26 protein-coding genes are annotated in these 26,861 nt (G+C 72.7%); 16 read left to right on the top strand and 10 right to left on the bottom strand.

Features of this window, described 5'->3' with window-relative positions; genetic code table 11:
• Nucleotides 1-32: 32 nt before the first annotated feature.
• Both ACH34T_RS12560 and ACH34T_RS12555 read right to left on the bottom strand, forming a co-directional pair.
• Nucleotides 33-689 (bottom strand): response regulator transcription factor, encoded by a 657-nt coding sequence (locus ACH34T_RS12560; RefSeq protein ID WP_395992234.1) that lies wholly within the window; start codon nucleotides 687-689, stop codon nucleotides 33-35.
• Nucleotides 686-1,858 (bottom strand): sensor histidine kinase, encoded by a 1,173-nt coding sequence (locus ACH34T_RS12555; protein ID WP_395992233.1) that lies wholly within the window; start codon nucleotides 1,856-1,858, stop codon nucleotides 686-688. The genes ACH34T_RS12560 and ACH34T_RS12555 overlap by 4 nt, the downstream gene beginning before the upstream one ends.
• Nucleotides 1,859-1,944: 86 nt before the next feature.
• Between ACH34T_RS12555 and ACH34T_RS12550 the strand changes: the two genes are divergently transcribed.
• Nucleotides 1,945-3,426, top strand: a complete 1,482-nt coding sequence (locus ACH34T_RS12550; protein WP_395992232.1) for a hypothetical protein — start codon at nucleotides 1,945-1,947, stop codon at nucleotides 3,424-3,426.
• Here the strand turns inward: ACH34T_RS12550 and ACH34T_RS12545 are convergent.
• From ACH34T_RS12545 to ACH34T_RS12535, 3 genes are read right to left on the bottom strand one after another with little or no spacing between them, the layout of a single operon-like run.
• Nucleotides 3,404-4,858, bottom strand: a complete 1,455-nt coding sequence (locus tag ACH34T_RS12545) for an aldehyde dehydrogenase (protein WP_395992231.1) — start codon at nucleotides 4,856-4,858, stop codon at nucleotides 3,404-3,406. The two genes, ACH34T_RS12550 and ACH34T_RS12545, sit on opposite strands and share 23 nt — an antisense overlap.
• The gene (locus ACH34T_RS12540) at nucleotides 4,855-5,082 is read right to left on the bottom strand and encodes a 4-oxalocrotonate tautomerase family protein (RefSeq protein WP_395992230.1); all 228 of its coding nucleotides are present in this window, start codon (nucleotides 5,080-5,082) and stop codon (nucleotides 4,855-4,857) included. Before ACH34T_RS12540 ends, ACH34T_RS12545 begins: the two co-directional genes overlap by 4 nt.
• Nucleotides 5,022-6,155 carry an amidohydrolase family protein gene (locus ACH34T_RS12535; RefSeq protein WP_395992229.1) on the bottom strand — a complete coding sequence of 378 codons (1,134 nt, stop codon included), beginning with the start codon at nucleotides 6,153-6,155 and terminating at the stop codon, nucleotides 5,022-5,024. Before ACH34T_RS12535 ends, ACH34T_RS12540 begins: the two co-directional genes overlap by 61 nt.
• A gap of 202 nt (nucleotides 6,156-6,357) precedes the next feature.
• Between ACH34T_RS12535 and ACH34T_RS12530 the strand changes: the two genes are divergently transcribed.
• From ACH34T_RS12530 to ACH34T_RS12515, 4 genes are all read left to right on the top strand, one after another.
• Nucleotides 6,358-6,771, top strand: coding sequence for a RidA family protein (locus ACH34T_RS12530; RefSeq protein WP_395992228.1), 414 nt, complete (start codon nucleotides 6,358-6,360; stop codon nucleotides 6,769-6,771).
• A gap of 52 nt (nucleotides 6,772-6,823) precedes the next feature.
• A complete protein-coding gene (locus ACH34T_RS12525; protein WP_395992227.1) occupies nucleotides 6,824-7,342 on the top strand; it encodes a 3-hydroxyanthranilate 3,4-dioxygenase in 519 nt (172 codons plus the stop codon).
• A gap of 85 nt (nucleotides 7,343-7,427) precedes the next feature.
• Nucleotides 7,428-8,657 (top strand): 4-hydroxybenzoate 3-monooxygenase, encoded by a 1,230-nt coding sequence (locus ACH34T_RS12520; RefSeq protein WP_395992226.1) that lies wholly within the window; start codon nucleotides 7,428-7,430, stop codon nucleotides 8,655-8,657.
• Nucleotides 8,658-8,708: 51 nt separating this feature from the next.
• On the top strand, nucleotides 8,709-9,479 hold the full coding sequence (locus tag ACH34T_RS12515) for a 2-keto-4-pentenoate hydratase (RefSeq protein WP_395992225.1): 771 nt from the start codon (nucleotides 8,709-8,711) through the stop codon (nucleotides 9,477-9,479).
• Between the two features lie 99 nt (nucleotides 9,480-9,578).
• On the opposite strand, the gene ACH34T_RS12510 is transcribed toward ACH34T_RS12515, so the two are convergent.
• Nucleotides 9,579-10,568, bottom strand: coding sequence for an ABC transporter substrate-binding protein (locus ACH34T_RS12510; protein WP_395992224.1), 990 nt, complete (start codon nucleotides 10,566-10,568; stop codon nucleotides 9,579-9,581).
• Between the two features lie 123 nt (nucleotides 10,569-10,691).
• Here ACH34T_RS12510 and ACH34T_RS12505 point away from each other — a divergent pair, with 123 nt between their 5' ends.
• Nucleotides 10,692-12,314 carry an amidohydrolase gene (locus tag ACH34T_RS12505; protein ID WP_395992223.1) on the top strand — a complete coding sequence of 541 codons (1,623 nt, stop codon included), beginning with the start codon at nucleotides 10,692-10,694 and terminating at the stop codon, nucleotides 12,312-12,314.
• Between the two features lie 16 nt (nucleotides 12,315-12,330).
• Here the strand turns inward: ACH34T_RS12505 and ACH34T_RS12500 are convergent, their stop codons facing one another.
• Nucleotides 12,331-13,035 carry a FadR/GntR family transcriptional regulator gene (locus ACH34T_RS12500; RefSeq protein ID WP_395992222.1) on the bottom strand — a complete coding sequence of 235 codons (705 nt, stop codon included), beginning with the start codon at nucleotides 13,033-13,035 and terminating at the stop codon, nucleotides 12,331-12,333.
• Nucleotides 13,036-13,335: 300 nt separating this feature from the next.
• Here ACH34T_RS12500 and ACH34T_RS12495 point away from each other — a divergent pair, with 300 nt between their 5' ends.
• The 8 genes from ACH34T_RS12495 (at nucleotide 13,336) to ACH34T_RS12460 (ending at nucleotide 19,891) form a co-directional block, all read left to right on the top strand.
• The gene (locus ACH34T_RS12495) at nucleotides 13,336-14,136 is read left to right on the top strand and encodes an ABC transporter permease (RefSeq protein WP_395992221.1); all 801 of its coding nucleotides are present in this window, start codon (nucleotides 13,336-13,338) and stop codon (nucleotides 14,134-14,136) included.
• A gap of 58 nt (nucleotides 14,137-14,194) precedes the next feature.
• Nucleotides 14,195-14,965 (top strand): ABC transporter permease, encoded by a 771-nt coding sequence (locus ACH34T_RS12490; protein WP_395992220.1) that lies wholly within the window; start codon nucleotides 14,195-14,197, stop codon nucleotides 14,963-14,965.
• Complete coding sequence (locus ACH34T_RS12485; protein WP_395992219.1) at nucleotides 14,965-15,840, top strand: ABC transporter ATP-binding protein; 876 nt, start codon at nucleotides 14,965-14,967, stop codon at nucleotides 15,838-15,840. Before ACH34T_RS12490 ends, ACH34T_RS12485 begins: the two co-directional genes overlap by 1 nt.
• Before the next feature lie 223 nt (nucleotides 15,841-16,063).
• Complete coding sequence (locus ACH34T_RS12480; RefSeq protein WP_395992218.1) at nucleotides 16,064-17,062, top strand: ABC transporter substrate-binding protein; 999 nt, start codon at nucleotides 16,064-16,066, stop codon at nucleotides 17,060-17,062.
• Nucleotides 17,063-17,087: 25 nt separating this feature from the next.
• Complete coding sequence (locus ACH34T_RS12475; RefSeq protein ID WP_395992217.1) at nucleotides 17,088-18,035, top strand: creatininase family protein; 948 nt, start codon at nucleotides 17,088-17,090, stop codon at nucleotides 18,033-18,035.
• Nucleotides 18,035-18,904 carry a hypothetical protein gene (locus ACH34T_RS12470; protein WP_395992216.1) on the top strand — a complete coding sequence of 290 codons (870 nt, stop codon included), beginning with the start codon at nucleotides 18,035-18,037 and terminating at the stop codon, nucleotides 18,902-18,904. Before ACH34T_RS12475 ends, ACH34T_RS12470 begins: the two co-directional genes overlap by 1 nt.
• Nucleotides 18,905-18,936: 32 nt before the next feature.
• Nucleotides 18,937-19,266, top strand: coding sequence for an extradiol ring-cleavage dioxygenase (locus ACH34T_RS12465; protein WP_395992215.1), 330 nt, complete (start codon nucleotides 18,937-18,939; stop codon nucleotides 19,264-19,266).
• Nucleotides 19,259-19,891, top strand: a complete 633-nt coding sequence (locus tag ACH34T_RS12460) for a cysteine hydrolase family protein (RefSeq protein ID WP_395992214.1) — start codon at nucleotides 19,259-19,261, stop codon at nucleotides 19,889-19,891. Before ACH34T_RS12465 ends, ACH34T_RS12460 begins: the two co-directional genes overlap by 8 nt.
• 168 nt (nucleotides 19,892-20,059) lie before the next feature.
• On the opposite strand, the gene ligA is transcribed toward ACH34T_RS12460, so the two are convergent.
• Nucleotides 20,060-22,051, bottom strand: coding sequence for an NAD-dependent DNA ligase LigA (gene ligA, locus ACH34T_RS12455; RefSeq protein ID WP_395992213.1), 1,992 nt, complete (start codon nucleotides 22,049-22,051; stop codon nucleotides 20,060-20,062).
• A gap of 171 nt (nucleotides 22,052-22,222) precedes the next feature.
• Here ligA and ACH34T_RS12450 point away from each other — a divergent pair, with 171 nt between their 5' ends.
• Nucleotides 22,223-23,290: an LLM class flavin-dependent oxidoreductase gene (locus ACH34T_RS12450; protein ID WP_395992212.1), complete on the top strand. Its 1,068-nt coding sequence runs from the start codon at nucleotides 22,223-22,225 to the stop codon at nucleotides 23,288-23,290.
• A 6-nt stretch (nucleotides 23,291-23,296) separates the two neighbouring features.
• Here the strand turns inward: ACH34T_RS12450 and ACH34T_RS12445 are convergent, their stop codons facing one another.
• The gene (locus ACH34T_RS12445; RefSeq protein ID WP_395992211.1) at nucleotides 23,297-23,710 is read right to left on the bottom strand and encodes a hypothetical protein; all 414 of its coding nucleotides are present in this window, start codon (nucleotides 23,708-23,710) and stop codon (nucleotides 23,297-23,299) included.
• Nucleotides 23,711-23,752: 42 nt separating this feature from the next.
• On the bottom strand, nucleotides 23,753-24,040 hold the full coding sequence (locus ACH34T_RS12440; protein ID WP_395992210.1) for a hypothetical protein: 288 nt from the start codon (nucleotides 24,038-24,040) through the stop codon (nucleotides 23,753-23,755).
• A gap of 318 nt (nucleotides 24,041-24,358) precedes the next feature.
• On the opposite strand from ACH34T_RS12440, the gene ACH34T_RS12435 reads away from it, so the two are divergent.
• Nucleotides 24,359-26,728 carry an ATP-binding protein gene (locus tag ACH34T_RS12435; RefSeq protein ID WP_395992209.1) on the top strand — a complete coding sequence of 790 codons (2,370 nt, stop codon included), beginning with the start codon at nucleotides 24,359-24,361 and terminating at the stop codon, nucleotides 26,726-26,728.
• The last annotated feature ends 133 nt before the right edge of the window (nucleotides 26,729-26,861 follow it).

The following is a 26,861-nucleotide window of genomic DNA, read 5'->3' as shown; positions in this document are numbered from 1 at the left end:
GGCCCCCTCGGACGCCGGAGCGGCGAGCCCGGCTAGGCGATCCGGTAGCCGACCCCGGGCAGGGTCTCGATGACGGGCGGGTCGCCGAGCTTGCGGCGCAGCCGGCCCACCGTCACGGTGACGGTGTTGGTGAAGCGGTCGGCGTTCTCGTCCCAGACCTGGTCGAGCAGCGTCTCGGCGCTCAGGAAGCCGGGGGTCGCCCGCAGCAGCGCCTCCAGCACGGCGAACTCCTTCACCGAGAGGTTGAGGCGCCGCCCGTCGCGGACGGTGGTCCGGCGCACCGGGTCGAGCTCGATCCCGGCGGCGTGCAGCGTCCGGGGGCGCGCGTGCGGCCTGCGGCGGGCCAGCGCGTGGATGCGCAGGATCAGCTCGGGGAAGTGGAAGGGCTTGGCGAGGTAGTCGTCCGCGCCCAGGGTCAGCCCGCTGACGCGGTCGCCGGGCGCGCTGGCCGCGGTCAGCATCAGGACCATCGGCCGGTCCGCCCGCTCCGTGACCATCTGGCAGAGCGTGTCGCCGTGGAGGCCGGGCAGGTCCCGGTCCAGGACGACCACGTCGTGCGCGGTGAGGTCGAGTTTGGCGGCGGCGACCAGGCCGTCGTGGGCGAGGTCGACGGCCATTCCCTGGTCGCGCAGCCCTTCGGCGACGACCTCGGCGAGCGCCTGGTCGTCCTCGACGACGAGGATCCTCATGCCGGCACCGGCACGTCCGCGTCCGGCCGCGCGCCCGGCATGGCGACCGGCAGCGCGACCGACACGCGCAGGCCGCCCTCGGGACGGGCGAGCAGGGCGACCCGGCCGCCGTGGGCGGCGGCGACCGCGGCCACGATGGACAGGCCGAGCCCCGAGGAGCCGGTGCGCTCGCCGCCGAGCCGCTCGAACGGCCGCACCAGCCGGTCGACCCGCGCCTGGTCGAGGACGCGCCCGCCGGTCTCGACGACGAGCGCCACCTCCGCCCCGCGCGCGTGCCCGGTGATCCGGATCCATCCGTCGCGCTCGTTGTGTGCCACGGCGTTGTCGACGACGTTGTCCACCAGCCGTGCCAGCAGTGCCGGACTGCCCTGGGCGGCCGTTCCCGGCGGCAGGTCGACCGTCACGCTGAGCGCCTTCGTCCGGACGCCGGCGGACCGTTCGCCCAGCGCCGCGCCGACCAGCTCGGCGAGGTCGACGGGGGCGGCGTCCGCCAGCGCGCCGTGCTGCGCCCTGGCCAGGACGAGGAGCCCGTCCAGCAGGTGATCGACCCGGTCCAGCTGCGTGCGCAGCCGGTCCGCGAGCGCCACGGTCGAGGCGTCCGGGCCGGGCTTGGCGACCGCGACGTCGAGTGACGCCCGCATCGTCGCCAGCGGCGTGCGCAGCTCGTGGGACGCGTTGGCCACGAAGCGGCGCTGCGCGTCGAACGACCCTTCGAGCCGTTCGAGGAGCCCGTCGATGGTGTCGGCGAGGTCCTTCACCTCGTCGTCCGGTCCGGTGACGGCGAGCCGCCGGTCGAGGCTCTCCGCGGAGATGCGCCGCGTGACGCTGGTGATGAGCCGCAGCGGACGCAGGACGCGCCGTGCGAGCACCCGGCCGAGCAGCGGCGCGACGGCCGCCATCACCAGCAGCGCCCCCAGCGACCCGGCCAGCAGCCGGCGGGCCTGCTGCGCGTGCACCGTGGCCAGCTGCTCCTCCAGGTGCAGGACGCGCTGCCGCGCAGGGTCGAGACCGCCCTGGACGGGAGCGTTCCCGGCTGGGGCGACGCTGGTCGTGTCGCCGGCGGAGAGCAGGAACGTCAGGCCCAGGAGCACGACGGCGAACGCGAGGAACACGACGGCGAACAAGATCGTGAACCGTGCTCCCACGGTCCCGCTGCGCAGGCTGATCATCCCTCCAGCATGCCGCGCGGCGCCTAACACCGGCATGACGACCGTGGTTCGGGCCGTGCTACGCGCCGATCTGTAGAACCGGCGGCATGCCGAACACCGAACCGCTGCGGCGGGAATGGACCGCGTTCCGCCGCCCCGGCCGCCTGCTCGCCCTGGCCGCCGCGGCCCTCGCCCTCATCGCTATCGCCGTGCTCGTCACCTCGGGCGACCGCGCGTCCTGCGACGGGCCCTGCCCGGACGCCCCCGCCACCGGCGACGGCCGCGTCGTCAGCGACCAGTTCTGGTTCCTGCATCGCGACCTCGGCCCCGAGGGCGCCATCACGGTCCGGATGACCTCGATGACCGGGACGATCACCTACCCGCCGCCCGGCCACGACCGGATCGTGTCCGGACTCGTGCCGTGGGCGAAGGCCGGGATCATCGTCAAGGACGGCACGCGGCGGGGCTCGCGGTACGCCGCGCTCATGATGACCGGCCGCCACGGCGTGCGCTTCCAGGACGACTACGACCACGACGTCGCCGGAAGCGCTGACGGCGTCTCGGACCGTTCTCCGCGCTGGCTGCGCCTGACCCGCTCGGGCGACACCGTCACCGGCGCCGAGTCGTCCGACGGCAGGCGGTGGCGCACGGTCGCGAAGGCCAGGCTCGACGGGCTGCCGGACACCGCGCAGGTCGGCCTCTTCGCCGCATCCCCGGGTGACCTCACGCTCCGCGACACCGGGCTGGGCGGCGCGATCGAGGAGGTCCGGTTCACCCAGGCGGTCGGCGTCTTCGACAACGTCTCCGTCGCGGGCGGCGCCGGCGGCGCGTGGAAGAGCGACCCGGTCGGCGAGATGAACCACACCGACTGGGAGAAGTCCCACCACGCGTCCGGGGCGGTGGAGAGGGACGGCGTGATCACCGTCAGCGGCACCGGCGACATCGGGCCGCGCAACGAGGAGGGCGCGCGTACCGTCGAGAAGACCCTGCCCGGCCTCACCGTCACGCTGATCATCATGCTGGTCGTCGGGGCCCGCTACGGCGCCCGCACGGCGCGCGGCACAGCGCGCGGCACGACCTCCCGCCGCGTGATCGTCGACCGGTCGGCCGTCGTGGGGGCGGCCGCCTTCGTCACCGGCCTGGTCGCCGTGGGCGTCGCGCTCCCGGTCGGCGTGGCGATCCTCAAGGGCAACGGCGTCCCCACGCAGCCGTTGCCGGTGCTGACCGGCGCCCGCGTGGTCGTCGGCGTCGCGGCGGCGCTCGCGCTCTGCGCCGTGCTCGCGTTCGGGATCGGCGTGCGGCTGCGCCGCGGCTGGGCGGCCGTCCTCCTCGGGACGTCGCTGGTCGCCGTGCCCTACGCCGTCACGGCGTTCCCGCTGCTGCCCGACGCGCTCTCCGAGTGGCTGCTGCGGCTCACCCCGGCGGCGGGCTTCGCCGTCCAGCAGACGATGGTGGAGTATCCGCAGGTGACAGCGCATTATGCACCGTCGGCAGGGTACTTCCCGCTCCCGTGGTGGGCCGGGCTCGCCGTGCTCTGCGCGTACACGGCGATCGCGGTGACGTCGGTTACGACTGGTCGATCTGCATGACGACCGCCTTCGGCTCGGTGAAGAACTCGCGGCTGAAGTCGCCGCCCTCGCGGCCGACGCCGGAGGCGCCGACCCCGCCGAACGGGGCGCGCAGGTCGCGGATGAAGAAGCAGTTCACCCAGACCGTCCCGGCGCTGAGCGCGGCGGACACGCGGTGGGCCCGGCTCAGGTTCTCGGTGAACACCATGGCGTTCAGGCCGTACTCGGTGTTGTTGGCCATGGCGACCGCCTCGGCCTCGGTGTCGAAGGGCGCCACGACCACGACCGGGCCGAAGATCTCCTCCCGCCAGTGCGGGGCGTCCTGCGGCATGTCCGTGATCACCGTCGGGCGGACGACCCAGCCGTCGCCGAACCCCCCGGTGCGGATCCGGCCGCCCTCCGCCTCGATGGTCTCCATGTAGCCGCGCACCTTCGTGAAGTGCTCCTCGGAGGCGAGCGGGCCGAGCTGGGTGGCCGGCTCGGACGGGTCGCCGATCACCATCGCCTTCGCCGCGGCGGCGAACCGGTCGAGGAACTCCTCGTAGACGCCGCGCTGCACGTAGAGCCTGCTGCCCGCCAGGCACACCTGGCCCGCGTTGGTGAAGATGGCCTTGATGGACCACTCCACGGCCTTGTCCAGGTCGGCGTCGGCGAAGACGAGGTTGGCGCCCTTGCCGCCGAGCTCCAGGCTCACCGGGACCAGGTTCGCGCCCGCGATCCCGGCGATGGCGCGGCCGGTGCTCGACGCGCCGGTGAAGGTGATCCGGTCGATCGCGGTGCTCTCGGTCAGCGCCTGCCCGGCCGACCCCGGCCCGTAGCCGTGGACGACGTTGAACACGCCCGGCGGGATGCCCGCTTCGAGCGCCAGCCGCGCCAGGAGCGTCGCGGACGCCGGGCTGTCCTCGGCGGGCTTCAACACGACGGTGTTGCCCCACGCCAAGGCGGGTGCGACCTTCCAGGTCTCCAGCATCAACGGGAAGTTCCAGGGCGCGATGGCGGCGACGACACCGGCCGGGCCGTACCGGGTGTAGGCGTGGTGGCCGCTGTCCATCGGCAGCGCGTCCGCCGCCGCCAGCCGGGCGTGGTCGGCGAAGAAGCTGATGTTCAGGGCGGAGCGGCTGACGTCGTTGCCGATGCTCTGGGTGACCGGCTTGCCCATGTCGCGGGTGTCCGCCAGGCCGAGCTCCCGCTTGTTCTGCTCCACCAGCTCGGCGAGGCGGTGCAGGACGCGTCCGCGCTCGGTGTAGCCCATGCGCGGCCAGGGGCCGTCGTCGAAGGCCCGCCGCGCGGACGCCACCGCGGTCTCCACGTCCTTCTCGGAGGCCAGGGCCACCTCGGACCAGGGCTTCCGGGTCCAGGGGTCGACATCGTCGAACCGTGCGCCGTCCTGGGACTCGACTTCCTCACCGTCGATGACGTGGCCGTAGAACTCCATGTCGTGGTCAACCCTCATTCCTCTGTAGTGCTGGCGGTGTCGGCGGTGCTGGGGACGTCGCGCTCGGCGAGCGTGATCCCGCCCGCGGCCCAATGTGTCGGTGGCAGCTCGTGGACGAGCACCCGTACGCGCGCCGGATCGGTCCCGGTGGAGCGCACGACCGCGTCGTGCACCTCGCTGATCAGTTCTCGGATCTGGTCGGGCGACCGTCCTGCGGCCAAGGTGACCTGGACGAGGGGCATGTCGGATCCTCCTGGCGGGAAGGGGCGGTGAGGGCGGGGACCAGCCGTGTCGCGTTCCCGGCGAGGATCGCCCGCTCGGCGTCGGGCGGCAGGTCCTGTCCGCGGATCGCGGCGACCGCGTCGACGTCGGCGAGGTCGAACGGCAGGTCCGTGCCGAGCAGGACGTTGCCGTGCCCGACGTCCTCGATCAGGCGGCGGAGCGCGGTCCCGTCGAAGACCGCGGTGTCGAAGTGGAAGCGGCGCAGGTGGTCGCGCGGGGACGTCGGGGTGGTCCGCGCCTCCCGCTTGCGCTGCCAGCCGAGGTCCAGCCGGGGCGTCAGCGCGGGCAGGCAGCCGCCGCCGTGCACCAGGCACAGGACGGGATCGTGCCGGTCCAGGACGCCGCCGAAGATCAGCCGCGCCGCGGCGAGGGCCGTCTCCGCCGGGTAGCCCAGCAACTGCACCAGGTGGTACTCGCGCAGCCGGGCGGGGGACGACGCGCGGCTCGGATGGACGAGGCAGAACGCGCGGCGTTCCGTCAGCAGGCTCCAGACGTCCTCGTTGACCGGGTCGTCGAGTTCGCGGCCGCCGCCGAAGGTGCCGGTCGTCAGGCCGGCCATGCCGAGCTCGTCCAGGCAGCGGGCCGCCTCCCGGGCCGCTCCGGGCAGCCCGACCGGCACCGTGCCCAGCGCCGCGAGCCGCCGCCCGCCGGTCGCGACGTGCTCGGCGAGCGCGTCGTTGGAGCGGCGGGTGATCTCCATGACCAGCTCGTGATCGTCGGAGGTCGAGCCGAACACGAACGGCGGGGCCGCGACGAGCTGCGCGTCGATGCCAGCGGCGTCCATGGCGGCGAGGCGGCGGCGGACGTCGTACTGGGCGGCGGGCAGCGGGATGCGGGCGCCCTTGGCGACCCCGGACACCCTCGGGTCCAGCAGCAGGGTTCCGGCGTCCACTCCGGACAGGTCCGCGTAGCCGCGGTCGGCGAGGTGGCGGAGCAGGGGCATCGGCAGCGCGTGCGCGTGGACGTCCACCGTCGACGGCCCGTCCGGTCCCGGATCGGGGCCCGCCGAGGCGCGCCCGCTGGTCGATGTCATCCCCGTCCTCCGCTGGGTCTCCCACTGGCCTGTTTCAGATAACCATTATGATGGATATGTGTGTGACTGACAATCGGCGGGTGTGTAGGTGACCTCACGCCGGTGTCCGGGAAATCGGACATTGACTCTAATCAACATGGTCGTTAGAGTCACCGCGAGCGCTGGCCCCCGGCCGGGCACGCCGAGCCAACCGAGGAGTGACATGTCGAAGATCTCGATCAGTTCCAGCAACGCGCCCAAGGTCGGCTTCTCGACGGGGACCACGCCTCCGCTGTCGCAGGCGATCGTGCACGGCGACCTGATCTTCTGCTCGGGGACCGGCCCGCTGGACCCGGCCACCCGCACGATCGTGTCCGACGACCTCGCCGAGCAGGTCCGGCAGACCCTCACCAACCTGGTCGCGGTGGTCGAGGCCGCAGGCGGGACCAAGGACTCGATCCTCAAGTGCAACTGCTACCTGCGCGACGCCGCCCAGTTCCCCGAGTTCAACCAGGCGTACCGGGAGTTCTTCGAGGACTGCGAGAGCTTCCCCGCGCGCACGACCGTGAACGCGCCCCCGCACCGGGCCGGCGTCCTGGTCGAGGTGGAGTGCGTCGCCGCCGTCGAGCCCAAGTAGCCGGCCGGGCCGCCCAGGACACGGGGACGCCAGGACGCTGGGAAGGAGCACCATGACCGAGCCGTACCGTATGCCCGTCGTCGACCTCGACGCGATCGCCGAGCGCCTCGGCGAGAGCGGCAGGCGCGTGGAGGTGCTGTGGCAGCACAGCGAGTCCCTCGCCTTCGTCGCGCGGGGACGCGAATACCGCAGCGAGTTCCACCTCAACCCGAGCGACGAGGTGATGTACACCATCCGGGGCGAGCTCCGCCTGCACAGCCGCCAGCCGGACGGCACCGAGGTGGTCGACGTGATCCCGGAGGGCTCGGCGATCTTCACGCCGTCGCGGCTCCCGCACTCCCCGCGGTTCGACCCGGACGCCTTCATCATCGTCATCGAGCGGCTCCGCCGCCCCGGCGAGCTGGACCGCTTCCAGTGGTTCTGCCAGGGCTGCGGCGAGTTCCTGCACGAGGAGTCGTGCCACGTCGCCGACTACTCCACCGACCCGGTCGGCCAGGCCTACCAGCGTTTCTTCGACGACGAGCAGGCCCGCACGTGCGACAACTGCGGCGAAGTGCTACAGCCCTACTGAACCGCGTCCACGTCCACGTCTACGTCCCGCGTCTACGTCTTCGCCCGCGTCAGAGCCGGTGACCGGCCCCCGAGTGGAGTCCACCATGGAACGAACACAGGTCGCCATCATCGGAGCCGGCCCGGCCGGTCTGCTCCTCGGCCGGATGCTGGAACTCGGCGGCGTCGACGCGGTGATCCTGGAGCATCGGTCGCGCGCCCATGTGGAGGGCCGCATCCGGGCGGGCATGCTGGAACATCGCACTGCGCGGCTCCTCGAAGAGCTGGGCCTGGACGAGCGGATGCGCCGTGAGGCGTTCGTCCACCACGGGTTCGAGATGCGCTTCGACCGGACCCGCTACCGGATCCCCATGGCCGAGCTGACCGGCGGCTGCACCGCGGTCATGTACAGCCAGCAGGAGATCGTCCGCGACGCGATCGAGGCCCGCGCCGCCTCGGGCCTCCCGCTGGAGTTCGAGGTCGGCGACGTGCGGCTGGACGGGCCCGACACCGACCACCCGAAGGTCCGCTACCGGACGGCCGACGGCACCGAGAAGGTCCTGGCCTGCGACTTCATCGCGGGCTGCGACGGCTTCCACGGGGTGTCGCGGCCGTCGATCCCGTCCGGCGTGCTGACGGCCTACGAGCACGTCTACCCCTTCGCCTGGCTCGGCGTGCTGGCGGACGTCGCGCCGTCCACGTTCGAGCTGGTCTACGCGTGCCACGAGCGCGGGTTCGCGCTGCACAGCATGCGGTCGAGCGAGATCAGCCGCTTCTACCTGCAGGTGCCGCCGGACGCGGACCTGGCCGACTGGCCCGACGACCGCGTCTGGGCGGAACTCCAGCTGCGGCTCGGCACCGACGACGGCGCGCCGCTCGCGGAAGGCGTCATCACGAAGAAGAGCGTCACCGCGATGCGGAGTTTCGTCGTGGAGCCGATGCGGTACGGGAGGCTGTTCCTCGCCGGGGACGCCGCGCACATCGTCCCGCCGACCGCCGCGAAGGGCCTCAACCTCGCCGCGGCCGACGTGCGGCTGCTCGCCGACGCGCTGTGCACCTGGTACGAGTCCGGCGACCGGACGGCGCTGGACGCCTACTCCGACGACGCGTTGCGCGGCGTCTGGCGCGCCCAGCAGTTCTCCCGTTCGATGACGTCGCTGTTGCACCACGACCCGGGCGACCCGATGGAATGGCGGCTGCAGCACGCCGAGCTGAAGCACGTCTGCACGTCGGAGTCGGCGATGCGGGACTTCTGCGAGAACTACGTGGGCCTCCCGGCGGTCGGCCGCGTCCACCGCCGCGAACCCGAGCCGACCCGACGGCCCGGGCCGACCTGAGGCCCGGGCCGATATGACACACCGGGCCGAGACGAAGGAGATGGGCAGCTCATGACCACCGACACCGGCGCGCTGGACCTGGCGGCCGAACGCCTGGACGGCGCGCAGCACACCGTGGTCGCGGTCGGGCAGCTCCCGGCCGGACTCACCCCCGCCGACGCGTACGCGATCCAGGACGGGGTGATCGCCCGCCGCCTGGCGCGGGGGGAGCGGCAGGCCGGGCTCAAGCTCGGCTTCACCAGCAAGGCGAAGATGGCGCAGATGGGCGTGTCCGAGGTGATCGTCGGGCGGCTCACCGACGCCATGCGCGTCCCCGACGGCGGCGCGGTCGACCTGGCCCGGTTCATCCACCCGCGCGTCGAGCCGGAGGTCGCCTACCGGATCGCCCGCGACGTCGTCCCGGACGACGACGAGCTGCCCGTGGACGCGGTCGCGCCCGCCCTGGAGATCATCGACTCGCGGTACCGCGACTTCCGGTTCAGCCTGCCGGACGTGATCGCCGACAACGCCTCGTCCGCCGGGTTCGTCGTCGGCGCCTGGCAGCCGCTCGGCCCGGACCTGGGCGGACGCGAGGTCCGCCTCACCGTGGACGGCGCCGTCGCCGAGACGGGCTCCACCGACGCCATCCTCGGCCATCCGGACCGGGCGCTGCCCGAGCTGCTGCGGATCGCCCGCCGCCAGGGGATGCCGCTGCGCGCCGGTCACGTCGTCCTCGCGGGCGGCGCGACCGCCGCGGCGCCGTTCCCGGCGGCGCGGGTCGAGGTCCACGTCGAGGGGCTGGGGACCGCGTCCGTGCTGGGCGCCGCCTCCGCCAAGCCGTAGGGCGGGCGCCGCACCGAACGCGGAAGGTGGGCCGGATCCCGGAGGATCCGGCCCACCTTCATCGGCCCCCGCAGGTCGGGCGTCAGGGTGGGCGGCGGGTCAGGTCTTCGGCTCCTGGATGAGGTCGTCCAGGCCGACCGGCTTGTCGACGAGCTTGTACTTCTGCGTCAGCCGCACCAGTTCCTCGATCGACGTCCGCTCGAACGTGGTCGGCCAGGCGATCATCTTGATCCGGGTCGCCTGGGCCGCGGGGATCTTGGTGTACTCGGAGAGGATCCCGCGGATCTCGTCGGTGTGGGCGTTGGCGTACTCCAGCGACTTGCGGACGGCCGCGTCGAACCGGCGCACCACGTCGGGGTTGCTCTTGGCGTAGGCCGCGGAGGTGAAGTACGAGGCCACCGCCAGCTTCGGGTGGGTCTCGGCGTAGTTGTTGAGGATGGACCTGGCGCCACGGTCCAGCAGCGAGGTGACGAACGGCTCGCACTCCCAGGCCGCGTCGATGCGGTCCGTGTTGATCGCGGTGACCATGTCGGGGAAGCCGATCTCGGTGAACTTCACGGAGCCCGGGTCGACGCCGCCCTTCTCCAGCGCGGCGCGGATCGTGACGTCGCCGATGTTGTTGAGGGTGTTGACCGCCAGGGTCTTGCCGGGCAGGTCCTTGACGCCACGGATGGGGCTGGCCTTGGGGACGAGCACCTGGCACGCCTCGTCGTTGCCCGGGGCGATGCCGACGCCCGGCGTGATGGCCTGCAGCGGCACGCCCTTGCTCTTGGCGACGATCAGCGACACGTTGTTGGAGAAGCCGAACTGGTTGCTGCCGCTGACGACGGCGGGCACGATCGCCGCGCCGCCCGCGGCCAGCTGCGCGTCGACCTTGAGCTTCTGCTCGGCGAAGAACCCCTTCCGCACGCCCAGGTACAGCGGCGCGACGTCGGTGATCGGGATCAGGCCGACCTTCACCGTGGTCACGCCCTCGGAGTCGGTCTTGCCCGCCGACGCTCCGCCCGAGCCGCAGCCCGCGGCGGCGAGGCCGGCCACGAGCGCCGCCACGGCCACCTGGAGCCGGCGCCGCCGGATCGTTCTCATCATGGCCTCACTCCTCCGCGCGGTACACGGCGCATATCGCCTGTTATGACCAGAACGATTATCATCATTAGGATGTTATCGTCAACGGTGTATACGCCCTGGTCTGACTGATAACGTACAATCGTTATGACGAATCATGATGGCGATTACATCGTCCTGGCCGGGTCCGTCGTCACCATGGACGCGGCGCGGCCGCGGGCCGAGGCGCTGGCGGTCCGCGGCGAGCGCGTCGTCGCGGCGGGCACGCTCGACCAGGCCCGCGCGGCGCTCGGCGAGCACGCGCGCGTCCTCGACCTGGGCGGCGCGACCGTCCTGCCGGGACTGATCGACACGCACATGCACCTGCTGTGGACCGGGCTCGCGCACGTCCTCCTCGACCTGGCGGGCGAGCGCAGCATCGAGGGCGTCGTCGCGGCGACCCGCGCCTGGGCCGACGCCCACCCCGAGGCGCCGTGGATCGTCTCCGCCGACGGGTGGGAGGTCGAGGACATCGCCGAGCGGCGCCTGCCGACCCGCGACGAACTCGACCGCGCGTGCCCCGGCCGTCCGGTCCTGATCCTGCGCTGCGGCCACGAGGGCGCGGCGAACTCGGTCGCGCTGAAGCTGGCCGGGCTCACCGACGCCATGCCCGACCCGCCCGGCGGACGCCTCGGCCGGGACGCCGGCGGACGGCTCACCGGCGTGCTGATCGAGCCCCCGGCGATCGAGCTCGTCCGCCGCCACATGCCCCCGCCGGACGACCGGGCCCGCCGCGCCGGGATCGCCGCCGCGGCGCGGGAGGCCCTCGCCGCCGGGCTGACCTCGGTGGTCGAGCCGGGCCTGCGCACCGAGGAACTCGCCACCTACCAGGGGATGCGCGCCGACGGCGAGCTGCCGCTCCGGGTGACCGCGATGCCGCTGCAGGTGGCGGGCGCATCCGTCGACGACGAGATCGCGCGCCTCACCGGCCTGGGCGTGGGCTCCGGCTTCGGCGACGACCGGCTGCGCCTCGGACCCGTCAAGGTGTTCCTGGACGGCGGCGGCTCGCTGGGAACGGCATACCTGCGTGAGCCCTGGCCCGGACGATGCGGCGACCACGGCCAGCTGCTGCTCGACCCCGACGCGCTGCGGGCCCTCGCGACCGGGCTGGTGAAGCACGGCTGGGGGCTGGGCGTGCACGCCGTCGGGGGAGGGGCGCTCGACGTGCTCTTCGACGTCCTCGATCAGGCCGATCGGGTGGCCGCGCTGGGACCGCTGCGCTGCCAGGCCATCCACGCGTACCTGACGCCGTCGGAGCGCAACATGGCCGACGCCCGCCGGCTCGGCGTGGTCGTGGCCGCGCAGCCGACCATGCAGGAGCAGTTCGCCGACCGCCTCATCGCCCAGCTCGGCCGGGACGCCGCGGCCGCCGCGGCGCCGCTGGCGACCTGGCGGCGCGCGGGCGTCCGGGTGGCGGGCGGCTCGGACTCGCCCATCACGCCGTTCCAGCCGCTGCGCGGCATCTGGCAGGCGGTGACCCGCCACCACGCGCCGAGCGGCGGGCCGCTCGGCCCGGACGAGCGGGTCGGCGTGGACGCGGCGCTGCGGATGTACACCGTCGACGCCGCGTACGCCGCGTTCAACGACCACGCGGTCGGGACGCTGCGTCCTGGCATGCGGGCCGACTGGGTGGCGCTGGGCGGCGACCCGGAACGGTGCGCGCCGGACGAGCTGCGCGACCTACCCGTCCTGGCCACCGCGGTCGACGGAAAGATCGTCCACCGCGCCTAGACCGTCCTCCACGCGGTCAGTTGATGACCGACGTGGGTGGGCTGTGGCGCCGGACGGCGCGGCGGACGCGGGCGCTGTCCTGCGACTCGACCGCGTCGACCAGCGCGACGTGGATGCGGAAGGTCTTGCTCGCCGTGAACAGGGCGTCGGAGCTGACCTCTTCGATCTCGTTCTCGATCATGTCGAGCATCGTGGTGTAGATGACGCGCAGGACCGCGTTGGGGGTGATCTCGGCGATCCGCCGGTGCACGGCCCAGTTGGCGCGCAGGAACCCGGCGGCGTCGCCGCGCCGCTCGTCCATGCGCTCCAGCAGCCGGCGCAGGTCGGCCAGGTCCTCGTCGGTGCGGTGGACGGCGGCGTCCATGAGGATGGGCTCCTCCAGGGCGTCGCGCACCGCCAGGCACTGCGCGCTGGCCTCGCCGTTCTCGCGCAGCCCGAGGATCAGATGGTTGACGCGCACATGGCCCGGCGTGCGGAGCGCGAAGAGACCGCCCCCGGGGCCGGGCTTGGCGGACACCACGCCGCGCATCTCCAGGAGCCGGACCGCCTCGTTCACGGTCCCGACGGCGACGCCGTACTCCTGGCGCAGATCCTCCTTGGTGCCGAGCCGGCTGCCGTCCGGCAGCGAAGCCTCGATGATCTTGCGCTCGATCTCGCGGGCGATGGCCTCGGCGCGCGACAGCCGCCACTCGGCGCGGCCAGGACGCTCGGGAACGCTCACCGGTCGCTCTCCAGGGGAGTGAGTCGAGTAACGGTCGGCCGGCGGACGCCCGGCGGGACAGCCACCACATCTTGACAGATAATCATCATGCTCAATATATTCAGTTTGAGGTTAGATTGCAATCTGGTGGCGACCGCGCCGGTCAACCGAGCGGACCGCGGTGCGCCGGCGCGCCCGGATTTCCACGATGTGCGGCCGGGCTTGGCCTGCGCGACGACGCGGGAGGCGACGAGGAGCCGCCCCCAGAAGGAGTATTCGTTGACCCGGACTGCGACCATGTCGACGTCAAGCGTTCCTGGCATGAGACGGCGACTCCCGCGAACGCCGAAGTTCATCGATGGGCTTCTCGGCGCAGCGGGGCTCGTGGCGGTGCTGGCCGTCCTTGAGTTCTCCACGATAGCGGGATTGCTGCCGGAGAAGACGTTTCCGCGCATCTCTGCCGACCTCCGGGAACTCGCCGGACTGGCCGGCGGCACGGAACTGTGGAACGCCGTCGGCGACACCCTGCAGGGCTGGGCGATCAGCTTCGGGCTCGCCGCGGTGATCGCGGTGCTGCTCGGCCTCGCGATCGGCTCGAACGCCGTCCTGCACGCCGCCACCAGCGCGGTCATCGAGTTCCTGCGCCCGATCCCGTCGGTCGCGCTGATCCCGCTGGTCGTGCTGGTGCTCGGGACCGGCCTGCAGAGCAAGATCTTCCTGGCGACGTTCGCCGCCAGCTGGCCGATCCTCGTCGCCACCATCTACGGGATGCGGGACGTCGAGCCGGTCGCCCTCGACACCGCGCGCTCGTTCCGGGCCCGTCCGCTCGACACGCTGCGGTCGGTGGTGCTGCCGAGCGCGGTGCCCTACATCGCGCCGGGGCTGCGGGTGGCGTCGACCACCGCGCTGATCCTCTGCGTCACCGCCGAGCTGGTGATCGGGGCGCCCGGGCTCGGCCAGTCGATCACCGTGGCGCAGGCGGGCGGACGGTTCGAGCTCATGTACGCGTTCATCATCGCGACCGGCCTGCTCGGGGTGCTGCTCAACCTCGTCTTCGTCGCCATCGAGAAGCGGCTGCTCCGGTGGCACCCGTCGCAGCGAGTCCAGGGAGGCGCACAGTGAATCCAGGGTGGCGCACGGAGAGTCGAGGGTGGCGGGCGGTCAGTCCAGGGAGGGCGCGGTGAACCGCCGCGCGGTGCTGCTGGGCATCCAGATCGCGGCGCCCGTCCTCGTCCTGCTGGGCTGGGGGCTGTGGTCGTCCGGCAGCACGAACATCTTCTACCCGCCGCTGACGACGATCCTCGACGTCTTCCAGGACACGTGGCTCTTCGAGCGGGTCGGGTCGGACGTCGTGCCCAGCCTGACCAACATGCTCGCCGGGTTCGCGCTGTCGATCGTCATCGGGGTGCCGCTCGGCATCCTCATCGGCCTGGTGCGCACGCTGCGGACGGCGCTGGCGCCGGTCATCGAGTTCGTCCGGGCGATCCCGCCGCCGGCGCTGATCCCGTTCGGGATCGTCGTGCTGGGCGTCGGGACGAGCATGAAGGTGTTCATCATCCTGATGGTCGGGCTGTTCCCCGTCCTGATGCACACCATCGACGGCGTCCGCGGCGTCGACCCGGGGCTGATCGACAGCGCCCGCGCGTACCGCGTCCCCCGGCGCGACCTGCTGGCGCGCGTCGTCCTCCCGGCCGCCGCGCCGCAGATCTTCGCGGGGATGCGGGTGTCCCTCTCGCTGTCGCTGATCCTGATGGTGATCAGCGAGATGGTCGCCAGCACCCGCGGGATCGGCTACTTCATCCTGGAGTCCCAGCGCACCTTCGCGATCCCCGAGATGTGGTCCGGGATGGTGCTGCTCGGAATCCTCGGCTACCTGTTCAACCTGGCCTTCGGCACCATCGAGCGTCGCGCGCTGCGCTGGCACCACGGAGCACGAAAGGGAGCATCCTGATGACCGACGAACGGCCGATGCTGGAGGTCGACGGCCTCGGCAAGACCTACGGCGGCGGCGACCGGGCGGTGCACGCGATCGACGAGATCGGCTTCACCGTCGCGCGCAGCGAGTTCGTGTGCGTGGTCGGTCCGTCCGGCTGCGGGAAGACCACGCTGCTGCGCTGCCTCTCGGGCCTGATGCCCGCCTCGAAGGGGCAGGTCCGGGTGGACGGCCGGAAGGTCGACCGCACCCCCGACGACATGGCGATCGTCTTCCAGGACTACAGCAGGTCGCTGTTCCCCTGGATGTCGGTGACGGAGAACGTCGCGTTCCCGCTGCGGCGCAAGCGGCTGGACCGTGCCAAGCGCCGGAAGCTGATCAGCGACTCGCTGGCGGCCGTCGGGCTCGCCGACGTCGGCAAGCAGTACCCGTGGCAGCTCTCGGGCGGGATGCAGCAGCGCGTGGCGATCGCCCGCGCGCTCGCGTACGAGCCCCAGATCCTGCTCATGGACGAGCCGTTCGCCGCCCTCGACGCGCAGACCCGCGCCGACCTGGAGGACCTGACCCTCGGGCTGCGCCACGACTACGGCGTGACCGTGGTGTTCGTGACCCACGACATCGACGAGGCCGTCTACCTCGCCGACCGCGTGATCGCGCTGACCCCGCGGCCCACCCGGGTGCGGGAGATCATCGACGTCGACCTGCCGCGTCCGCGCGACCAGCTGACGACGAAGGAGCTGCCCGACTTCGCGCGGCTGCGGAGCCACGTCTACCGCCAGGTCCGCCAGCTCGGCGCCGACGCGGGCCAGGGCGCCGCCGGGGACGCCGCCCGGGACGCCGCGCAGGAGGCGGGCCAGGCCGCCGACCTGGACGCGTCCGCCCGAGCCTCCTGATCATGCGCCGTACCGTGCGCCGGCGGGGTGCGGTGCACTGCCGCCAAACAGGTAGTTTCGATCTATTGAATATATGCATTAGGTGGATTAGGTTTGGGTGGAACGAACACGTCCCACCAGCGGTGATCTCGCCGCCGCGATCAAGGTCCCGCACCCGCGCCGGACCACATCGATGACCTCGCGCTCGCCTCGCGCACCACCTCATTCCTTCTGGAGCTCCGAGATGACCCTTCTCCACCGCGACCGGCGCGGACGCCCGGTCCGCCGCCGCACCGCCGTCGCGGCCATCGTGGCGCTGGCCCTGACGCCCCTCACCGCCTGCGGCGGCGGAGACGACGCGAAGGTGAGCGCCTCCGGCACGGCCGCGGTGAAGCTCGGCGTCATCCCCATCATCGACATCGCGCCGGTGCAGCTCGGCATCTCGAAGGGCGTGTTCGCCCGGCACAAGCTGAAGGTCACCACGCAGAGCGCGCAGGGCGGCGCCGCCATCGTCCCGGCGGTGGTCAGCGGCGACTTCCAGTTCGGCTACTCCAACCTGGTCAGCCTGTTCATCGCCCAGGGCAAGCGCATCCCCGTGACGATGGTCTCCGTCGGGGCGCGCGCGTCCGGCGACGTGCTGGACGACGGCTCAGGGCAGCTGATGGCCCGCGACCCCGCGATCAAGGGGATCGCCGACCTCAAGGGCAAGAAGATCGCGATCAACACGCTCAAGGGGATCAACGAGGTCGCGGTGACGTCCAGCCTCAAGAAGCAGGGGCTGGCGCCCGGGGACGTCTCGCTCGTCGAGGTCCCGATCCCGAACATGCCCGAGACGCTGAACGCCGGCAAGGTGGACGCGGCGATGATGAGCGAGCCGTTCATCTCCATCGCCAAGGGGCAGGGCGCCAAGCCGCTTCCGGTCAGCTACGCCAGCATGGGCCGGGACCTGCCGTTCGCGGGATGGTTCACGTCCAAGCAGTTCGCGGCCAAGAACCCCGAGGTCGTGAAGCGCTTCACCGCCGCGCTGAAGGAGTCCCTGAGCTACGCTCAGGCCCACCCGGCCGAGGCCCGCGCCGCGCTGAACGGCTACCTCAAGCTGGACGCCGGCCTCAGCGAGAAGGTCACGCTGCCCGGCTGGAACCCGGAGGCCGGACGGAACGAGATCGCCCCGCTGGCCCAGCTGACCGTCGACGCCGGGCTGATCGACAGCACCCGTCCGCTGGACGACCTGCTCGCCAAGTGACGCCACCAGGACCCTCGGGACGATCATGAGCTCACCACCGCACACCGCCGCCACCGGCCCGGCCGCCGCCCCCACCGCGAACCCGGACCCGGCACACCGACCGCAGGGATCGGCGGCCGTGGCCGGGGGCGACGTCTTCGCGGGCACGCTGGCGGAGCTGACCTGGTACGAGGTCGATCGGGCCGCCAAGTCGGGAGCGGTGCTGCTGTGGGCGTTCGGAGTGATCGAACAGCACGGCCCGCACCTGCCGACCGGGACGGACGTCTACGTGCCGGTCGCCCGGTTGCGCGCCGTCCAGGCGCTGCTGGCCGAGCGCGGCGTCCAGGCGCTGATCATGCCCCCGTACTACTGGGGCGTCAACGTGGTCTCCGGGTCCTTCCCCGCGTCCTACAGCGTGCGCCCGGAACTGATGCGGGAGGTCATGGTCGACCTGCTCGGCGGCATGGCGCGCGACGGGTTCCGGCACGTGTTCTGCTTCTCCGGCCACGGCGACGCCCTGCACAACCGCACGATCCACGAGGGTGTGCGGGCCGCCCGCGAGCGCACGCCCGCGGACGCCAGCTTCGTCACCGAGCCCGCGCTGGCCCGGCGCATCGGCCTCGCCCTGGACGACCCGTGCCTGACCCTGTACGGCCCGGACGAGCCCCCGCCGCCCGGCCCGGCCGACGTGCACGCCGGACGCTGGGAGACGTCCCTGATGATCCACTCCTGCCCCGAGCTGGTGCGCGAGGACGTCCGCGCCCGGCTGGAACCCAGCGGCCTCGGCGCGGACGACCTGGCCACCTGGCGGCAGGGCTTCGACGCCGCCCGCCGCGTCACCCCCGACGGCTACTTCGGCGACCCCGCCGCGGCCGGCGCCGACGAGGGACGCCGCCTCCACGCGCTCGCCGCCGAGCGGGCCGCCGACGCGATCGCGCTCCGCCTGCGGCGCCCGCCCGCCCAGACCGCTCACCCTTCCCGGACGGAGGAATGATGGCTGAGATCAGCCTCGCCGTGGCCGCGAGCCACACCCCAGGCCTCACCGGCTGGTTCGACAAGGCGCCCGAGGCCGACCGGGACACGGTCCGCGCGGCCTACGCCGAGATCCACGACGCCGTCGTGCGGTCCCGCACCGACGTGCTCCTGATCATCGGCAACGACCATGTGGAGAACGCCGCGGTCAGCGACTACCCCGACTTCACCTTCGGCCTCGCCGAACGGCACACCGGCCCGGACGAGTGGTTCAAGCCCTGGCTGCGCGTCGCCGACTACGCCGTGCCCGGCCGTCCCGACGTGGCCGACGTCCTGTACCAGAGCGTCAAGGACGCCAGCCGGAGCGGCACGGACGCGGGGCCGCGCGTCCGCGCCGTCCGCGAGAACCTGCGCTACGACGACAACCTCTCCGTGCCGATCACCCTCGCCGGGCTCGTCGACGCCGGGGTGGCGGTCGTGCCCGTCCTGCAGAACTGCACGGTCCCGCCCATCCCGGACGAGCAGGCCTGCTACGCGTTCGGCGCGGCCCTCGGCGACGCCATCCGGACCCAACTCCCCGCGGGCCTGCGGGTCGGCCTGTTCGGCTCCGGCGGCCTGTCGCACGAGCCCGGCGGGCCGCGCTACCTGGAGATCGACGAGAAGTTCGACCGCTGGTGGCTGGACCTCCTCGTCGAGGGCGACCACGAGAAGATCCTCGCCGAGGGCACGTTCGACCGCATGGAGGAGGCCGGCTCGGGCGGCACCGCGGAACTGCTCTCCTGGACGGTCGTCATGGGCGCGATCGGCCCGCGCCCCTGCAGGTCCCTGGGCTACGCCGCCGTCCCGGAATGGCGGTGCGGCGTCGGCGCCGTCCGCTGGGACCTGCCCTGACCCGACGAACTACCCGAATGGACGCACCGGACATGGCACTCGAACACTTCGATCCGCTGCTGCGCACCAACGACCTCGTCCAAGACCTGAAATGGGACCGCGAACTGCGGGCCCGCTTCGAGTCCGCCGAGAAGGAGGTGCTGGACGGCTACCCGCTCACGGACGAGGAGCGCACGGCGATTCTGAACCGCGACTTCAGGACGCTGTTCCTGCTCGGCCTGCACCCGTACCTGCTGTCCCAGCTCTCGCGGCTGATCTACGGCACGGGCGAGAAGGCCGGCTCGTCCGAGGCCGCGACGGCGCTGATCAGGTCGCTGCTGGGCGACCAGTACGAGACCTACATGGCGGAGCGCGGTGAATAGCCCGGCACAGGGACGATCCACGGGGGCGCAGACGGCCCTGCTCGTCATCGACATGCAGAACGACTACTGCCATTCCGACGGCGTGTTCGCCCAGGCCGGGCTCCGCGTCTCGCATCTCGACGAGCTGGTCGGGCAGGTCAACGTCCTCGCCGCCGCCGCCCGCGCCGCGGGCCGGCCCGTCATCTGGGTGCGGATGGAATGGGACGGCGACGCCGACGTGGGCCTGCTCGCCGACCGCAGCCCGTTCCTGCGCACGCGGGGCCTGCGGCGCGGCACCTGGGGCGCCGAGCTCCTCGCCGGCCTCGACCGCGCGCCGGACGACCACGAGGTGATCAAGACCCGCTTCGACGCCTTCCACCGCACCGGCCTGGACGGGCTCCTGCACGACCTCGGCGTCGGGACGCTGGTGGTGGCGGGGGTGCGCACCGACTTCTGCGTCGAGTCGACCGTCCGGCAGGCCTTCTTCAACGACCTGCGGGTGATCGTGGCGCGCGAGACCGTCGCCGGATACATCGACGACCTGCACCTCAACAGCCTGCGCCTGATGGGCACGGTCTTCGCCGAGATCGGCACGGTCGCCGACGCGACTGCCGCGCTCGCCGGAACCGTCCCGGCCCCCGGCTGACCCCCGCCCAGCCCAGCCGACGGCGGCCGCCGAGCTCCACCACCCGGCGAGGTCACCACCGAGCCTCTCGATCGTTCGACGGATTCCGCGCGCCGCGCGTCGCGCGTGCCGTCTGGCGCGCGCCGTGTGGCGCGTGCTGCGTGCGCGTACCGCGTGTGTCCGGCGTGGTCAGGCGACGCCGGCCTCGGCGAGCCAGCGCCAGAGCTGGTCCTGGTCGACGACCGTGACGCCGAGCTTCTCGGCCTTGCCGGTCTTGGCGGCGCCGACGTTCTCGCCGGCGAGCAGGTAGTCCGTGCTGGCCGACACCGACGACGCCGTCGTGGCCGCGGCCTGCTCGACCAGGCGGGTGACGTCCGGACGGCTGATCTTCGCGCCCGAGCGGGGGTCGGTGAACGCGCCGGTGATCACGACCGACTTGCCCTTGAGCGGCGAGTCGCCCGCGGCGGCCGCGTCGACCGGCCGGTCCTCGTCCAGGACGTCGAGGTCGACGCCGCGCTCGCGCAGCGCCGTGATCTCCTCCTGCACGTCCGGGCGGGCGAAGAAGGCCACGACGCTCTCGGCGACCTTCGGCCCGATGTCGCGGATCGCCACCAGGTCGTCGGCCGTCGCCGCCGCGACGTCCTCGATGCGCCGGTACCCGGCCAGGCACAGGCGCTTGGCCGTGCCCTCGGAGGCCATCGGGATCGCCAGCCCGATCAGCGCCCGCCGCAGCCCCATCCCCTTGGACGACGCGATCGAGTCGACCATGTTCCGGGCGCTGACCTCGCCCATCCGCTCGTAGCCGAGCAGCTGCTCGGCGGTCAGGTCGTAGAAGTCGCTGCGCCGCCTGAGGACGCCGTCCTCGGCGAGCTTCTCGATCCACGTGTCGCCGACGCCCTCCATGTCGGCGGCCTGGCGCGAGGCCCAGTGCATCAGCCGTCGCGTCGCCTGCGCCGGGCACTGGAGGTTCACGCACCAGCGCTCCTCGCCGGCGCCGCGGACCTCCAGCTCCGAGCCGCACGACGGGCAGTGCTCCGGCGCGACGATCTCGACCTCGCTCCCGTCGCGCCGCTCCGGCAGCGAACGGCCCGCGAACGGGATCACGTCGCCGCGCCGCACGACCGCGACCGTGTCGCCGATCCGCAGGTCGCGCTCGCGGATCAGCCGCGGGTTGTGCAGCGTGATGTTCTCCACCGTCACGCCGCCGACGAACACCGGCGCGACCTTCGCGCGCGGCGGGACGCGGCCGATCTTGCCGACCGGCCACTCGACCGACAGCAGCGTGGTCAGCTTCTCCTCCGGCGGGTACTTGAACGCGATCGCCCCGCGCGGCTCGGCGCTGTTGAAGCCTGCCGCGTCGAACGCCGCCGGTTCGTGCAGCCGCACGACCGCGCCGTCGATGTCGTAGTCCAGCCCGTCGCGGCGGCCGCCGATCTCGTGGATCGCGTCCAGCACCTCGTCGACGTCCGCGCACACGTACTGGGCGACCGGCTCGAAACCGGCCGGGATCTCCAGCGCGACGCCGTCGCGGTCGGCGCCGAACGCGAAGAACCGCAGCACCCGCCTGGCCTCCGCGGCCGCCGCGGGGTCCTTCAGCACCAGCGTCCCGGCGGCGCCTGAGCGCGGGTTGGTCAACGGCTTGTCCGGATATGCCGCGTTGTAGGCGGCCCACACCGACCGCAGCATCACCGCCTCGCCGCGGACCTCGACGCGCCCGGCCGCCGCGATCTCCGCCGGCAGGCCCGGGATCACATGGCGCACTTTCTCGGTCACCAGTTCGCCGACGGCGCCGGTGCCGCGCGTGGCGACGTAGTCGAGCCGTCCGCCGGTGTAGACGATGCTGAGCGAGAGCCCGTCGAGCTTCTCCGACACGCGGAAGACCTGGCCGCCGAACCGCTCGCAGAACGTGCGGATCTGCTCTTCGCCCGTCGCCTTGCCCAGGGAGAGCATCGGGCGCGCGTGGCGCACGGTCGGGCCGGCCAGCGCGGCGGGCGCGTTGACCTTGCCGAGCGGGCTGTCGGCCGGCTCAAGCTCCGGGTGCTCGGCGACCAGCGCCGCCAGCTCGTCCTTCAACGCGTCGTAGTCGGCGTCCGGCAGCGGGCTGTCGCCGGTGCCGTAGTACAGGTCGTTCAGCCGCTTGACCTCGGCGGCCAGCTCGGCGATGCGCTCTCTCACGTCCACCCCTCGATTAAACGCGATCCCACCGACACTGGTGATCGCCCCCGCCCCCGGCGGCCTCCCGTCCGTCCCGCCCGCGGTGCGGGGGCCTACTTTCCGGGACGCGGGCAGGGACGGGCCGGGACCTGTCAGCCTGGGGTGCAAGACCGATCCGTTGCAGTGCTGGAGGTTCCGATGCGTGCAGGCGTTGTGGTCCCCGCACAGCCCGGGGTGGACGATCTCGCCATCCTGGCCGAGGAGCTGGGCCTGCGCAGTTTCTGGGTCAACGACACCCCGATGGTGCACGGCGACCCCTTCGTCGCCCTGGGCCTGTGCGCGAAGGCCACGCGGCACATCAGGCTCGGCGTCGGCGTGACCTCACCGGCGTTGCGGTCGGCCCCGGCCGCCGCGAGCGGGCTCGCCAGCCTCAACGCGCTGGCGCCCGGCCGGATCATCTGCGGGGTCGGGACGGGGAACACCGCTCGGCGCACCCTGGGCATGCGCCCGACGACGGCGGCCACCATGGAGACCTTCATCGCCGCCCTGCAGGATCTGTGCGCGGGACGCTCCACCGAGTACCGGGAGGGCGACCGCGTCCGCGACATCCGGTTCCTGCACACCTGGACGCACGTGAACACCGCCGACCCGATCGAGTTCGTCGTGGCCGCGCTCCTCGGACCGAAGGCCGCCGCCGTCGCCGGCCGCCGTGGCACCGGCCTGATGTCCTACGGCCTGCTGGAGCCGTCCGCCTGGGACGCGCTGCACGGCGCCCGCCGCGACGCCGCCCCGGCCGCACCCCGCGGCCCCGACGCCCGCACGGACTCCTACCTGGTCGCCCCACTCCACCTGCTCGACGAGGACGAGGACCCCCACGGCGTCGCGGCCCGCGACGCGACGGGCCAGATCGTCCTGTCGCTGCTGGCGTTCGCCGCCGACACCGCCGCCGATCCGGATGCCTTCGCCGGCCAGCTCGGCCCCGAGGAACGCCAGGCCGTGGAGCGGCTCCTCGACCGTCGCGGCACCACCGCCTCCGCCCCGGACCGGCACATCAAGCTCTACCCCGGCTACCTCGGACGCATCGCGCCGCAGGACCGGGACCTGGTCCTGCCCTCGCTGATGGACACCCTGGCGCTGGTCGGCACCCGCGACGACCTCCGCGCCCGCATCGCCACCCTGGAACGGGCGGGCATCGACGAGCTGGTCATCCAGCCGGTGATCGACCCGCCCGCCGAAATGGCCCGGTTCGCCGAACTGCTCTCCTGAGCGGGCCTACGAGCGAGGTTTCCGGTTCTCCTTGCGGCGGACGAACTTGAGTCCCGACCAGTCCTCGCCCAGCGCGGCGACCTTAACGTCGACCACGCCCATCGGGAGGAACAGGTCGCGCAGTCCGTTCTCGGTGATGTCGCTGTCGTGCCCGGCGGCCCGCCGCGGCCACGCGATCCAGAGCGCGGACTGGTCCGCCAGGTCCTGGACGAGCCCGGGCCCTTCGGCGGCCAGGTCGTCGAATGCCCGGTAGAAGGACACGGTGACGTCGGCGTCGGCCGTTCCGCCGTCGGAGAGCGCGCAGTCCGCGGGGAGATCGGGGATGGTCCACCCGTCCGGGCGGTGGGTGAGGCGCACCCGGTGGCCGGGCTTGACGCCGATCTTCCTGCCGAGCGGGGTGCCCGAGTAGCCGGAGGTCATGGCGCTACCGTAACCCCGCCTCGACGCGCCGGTCCGCCGAATTCACGGCGGCGGGGCCGTGTCGACGGTGATCGCGCCGGACCTCGGGTCGTAGGAGCCTTTGGCGATGAGGCCGTCGTAGAAGTACTCGGGGTGACGGCCCTGTTTGAGGCGGACGACCCACACCACCCCCGACGCGCCGGTCGGCTCGCCGGAGAGCGCATCGGTCAAGGCCTCCACCGCTCGTTGCCGATCGGCGCTGATCCCACCGGGCCCGGCGCGCCTCGCGTCCCGGCAGCGGACGTCCCAGCTGTACAGATCCCCGCTCGGGCTGTGCGTCCTGGCTGCCATCGGCCTGCTCCCTTCGGCCGTGCCGCCCCAGGCTCGCGCGAGATCGCGTCCTTGACTGGTGGCCTCGTCCCCTCCGAACAAGGACGACCCATGCCTCCTCCGGCCGATGCCCATCCTGGTGGGGGCGCGGTAGGCGCGCATCGGTCAATAAACCGATGTCGCTACCGATTCCGAGGCGGCCGAACGCGTGCGGGTCCTCCTCCCCGATCGCGGGGCGACGGAGAACCAGGCGATCATGGTCGCTCTGCGTGGCGCAGTGAATACAATCCAGATGTCCTGGTAGCCGGGCTTCCGGCGGGAGCTGACTCGGAGGCAGCCGTGGCATCGAACGCGACGCTCGAACGACAGACGGGAAGGCTCCCCGCGGAGCTCACGAGCTTCATCGGCCGGGACGCGGAGCTCGACCGGCTCCGCCGGCTGATCGGCGAGCACCGGCTGGTCACGCTGATCGGGCCCGCGGGCGTCGGCAAGACCAGGCTCGCGGTGCGCGCCGCGACCCTGGTGCGGGACGGCTTCGACGAAGGCGTGTACTTCGTCGGCCTCTCGGGCCTCACCGAGCCGTCGCTGCTGGCGCAGTCGATCTGCGACGCGCTCGGGCTGACCGCGCAGGACGGCGAGGCCGCGGTCCGGCTCGCCGAGCATCTCGCCGACCGCCGGCTCCTGCTCGTCCTGGACACCTGCGAGCACCTGCTGGACGAGTGCGCCATCCTGACCGAGGCCCTGCTGCGGGCCGCGGCCGGGCTCCGCGTCCTCGCGACGAGCCGTCAGGCGCTGGACGTGATGGGCGAGCACACGGTCGTCGTCGCGCCGCTGGGCCATCCGGGTTCCGCCGCGGACGGCCCCTCCGACGACCCACCGACCGCCCGGCGGGAAGGCCTTCCGGACGGCGGCGGCCCGGACGGCCCGGACGGTGCGGAGTGCGACGCGGTCAGGCTGTTCGCCGAGCGCGCGGCCGCGGCCGTCCAGGGATGGACGCTCACGCACGGCAACCGCGACGCCGCCACGCGGTTATGCGACCGGCTCGACGGGATCCCGCTGGCGATCGAGCTGGCGGCCGTCCAGCTGCGGGCGTTCTCGCTGGACCAGGTGCTGGGCCGCCTCGGCACCCACCTCTTCCAGGTCCGCGGAAGGCGCACGAACGTGCGGCGCCATCAGACGCTCCGCGCCGCGGTCGACTGGAGCCACGAGCTCTGCTCGCCCGAGGAGCGGCTGCTGTGGGCGCGGCTCTCGGTGTTCGCCGACGGCTTCGATCTCGACGCGGCCGAGAGCGTCTGCTCCGGCGACGGGCTGCCGCCCGAGGTGATCGTCGAGGCCCTGACGGGCCTGGTCGAGAAGTCGATCGCGCAGCGCGCCGACCGCGGCGGCGAGGCCCGCTACCGGATGCTCGACACGCTGCGGGAGTACGGCGCGGAGCGGCTCGCCGAGCTGGGCGGGGCGGACCGGCTCCGGCGCCGCTGCTTCGCCTGGTACGCCGGTCTGCTGCGCCGCGCCGGCCGGGAGCTGCCGAGCGCGGCCCAGGTCCGCTGGCTCGGATGGTTCGACCGCGAGCTCGGCAACATCCGCGCGCTGCTGGGCGACGCCGTCGCGACGGCCGAGGCGGGCCTGCTCCGGGACGCGATGGAGTCCCTCGGCCGGTTCTGGGCGCTGCGCGGGATGGTCGGCGAGGGCCGCCAGTGGACGGACCGGGTGCTGGAGGCCCGCGACACCACGGGCGAGGGCTGGTCGGGCGTCCTCGCGGTCGCCGCCCTGACGATGACACTCCAGAACGATCTGGCCGGGGCAGGCCGCCTGCTGGACCGGTCGCTGGCCCAGGGCCGCGCCGAGAACGACCGGGGCGGCATCGCGCTGGCCCACGCGGCCCAGGGCATCACGGCCCTGTTCGCGGGCGATTTCGACCTCGCGCTGCGGCTGCTCACCACCGCCGACGAGCTGTCCCGCGACACCGGCCACGACGATGTGCTCTTCCTGCTCATCGACGTGTTCCGCGGTGTCGCGTACCTGTTCCGGGGCGACTTCGCCGCGTCCGTCGCGCACGCCGACCGCGCGGCGCGCGCCGGCGAGGAGAGCGGCGAGCTGTGGGTCCGGTCCTACGGCACGCTCGTCTGCGGCCTCGCGCTGTGGCTGTCCGAAGACCTCGACGCGTCGCTGGAGCGGCTCCGCGAAGCGCTGCGGATCAAGCGCGATCTGAACGACGGGCTGGGCACGACGCTGGCGCTGGAGTCGATCGCCGCGTGCCTGTCCAGCCGGGGCGAGCCCGTCCGCGCCGTCAGGCTGCTGGGCGCCGCCGACCGCCTCCGCGAGTTCACCCAGACGTCCTGGTTCGGCCCGCATCACGCGCTGCTGCGGGAGGTGCACATCGGCAGGGCGATGGAGGCGCTCGGGGAGGAGCGCTACCGTGCCGCCCTTGAGGAGGGCGGGCTCCTTCCCCTCGCGGACGCCGTCCAGGACGCGCTCGGCGAGGCCCCGCCCGGTGCCGCCGCGTCCAGCGGGCCGCCGGACGGGCCGCTCACCGGCCGCGAGCTGGAGGTCGCAAGGCTGGTGGCCGAGGGCCTGTCGAACCGCGCCATCGCCGAGCGGCTGACGATCGCGAAACGCACCGCCGACTCGCACGTCGAGCACATCCTCGCCAAGCTCGGCTACTCCTCGCGCGCGCAGATCGCCACCTGGATCACCGCGCAGGACACCTGACCACCGGCCGGACGCCCGCACCCGCCACTCCCGCAGCCTGCTACACGTGTAGTTGAATGGCGACCGGGGCGTTGCGGCTGATCGACGCGTCCGCCACCGCCGCCGAGCACGTGCGGCCCGGCTATCCGGAACC

Source organism: Actinomadura sp. 9N215, from assembly GCF_044326345.1.
Classification (GTDB): domain Bacteria; phylum Actinomycetota; class Actinomycetes; order Streptosporangiales; family Streptosporangiaceae; genus Spirillospora.
Note: the sequence above shows the minus strand (reverse complement) of the source record. Positions and strands in the feature narration are given on the sequence as shown.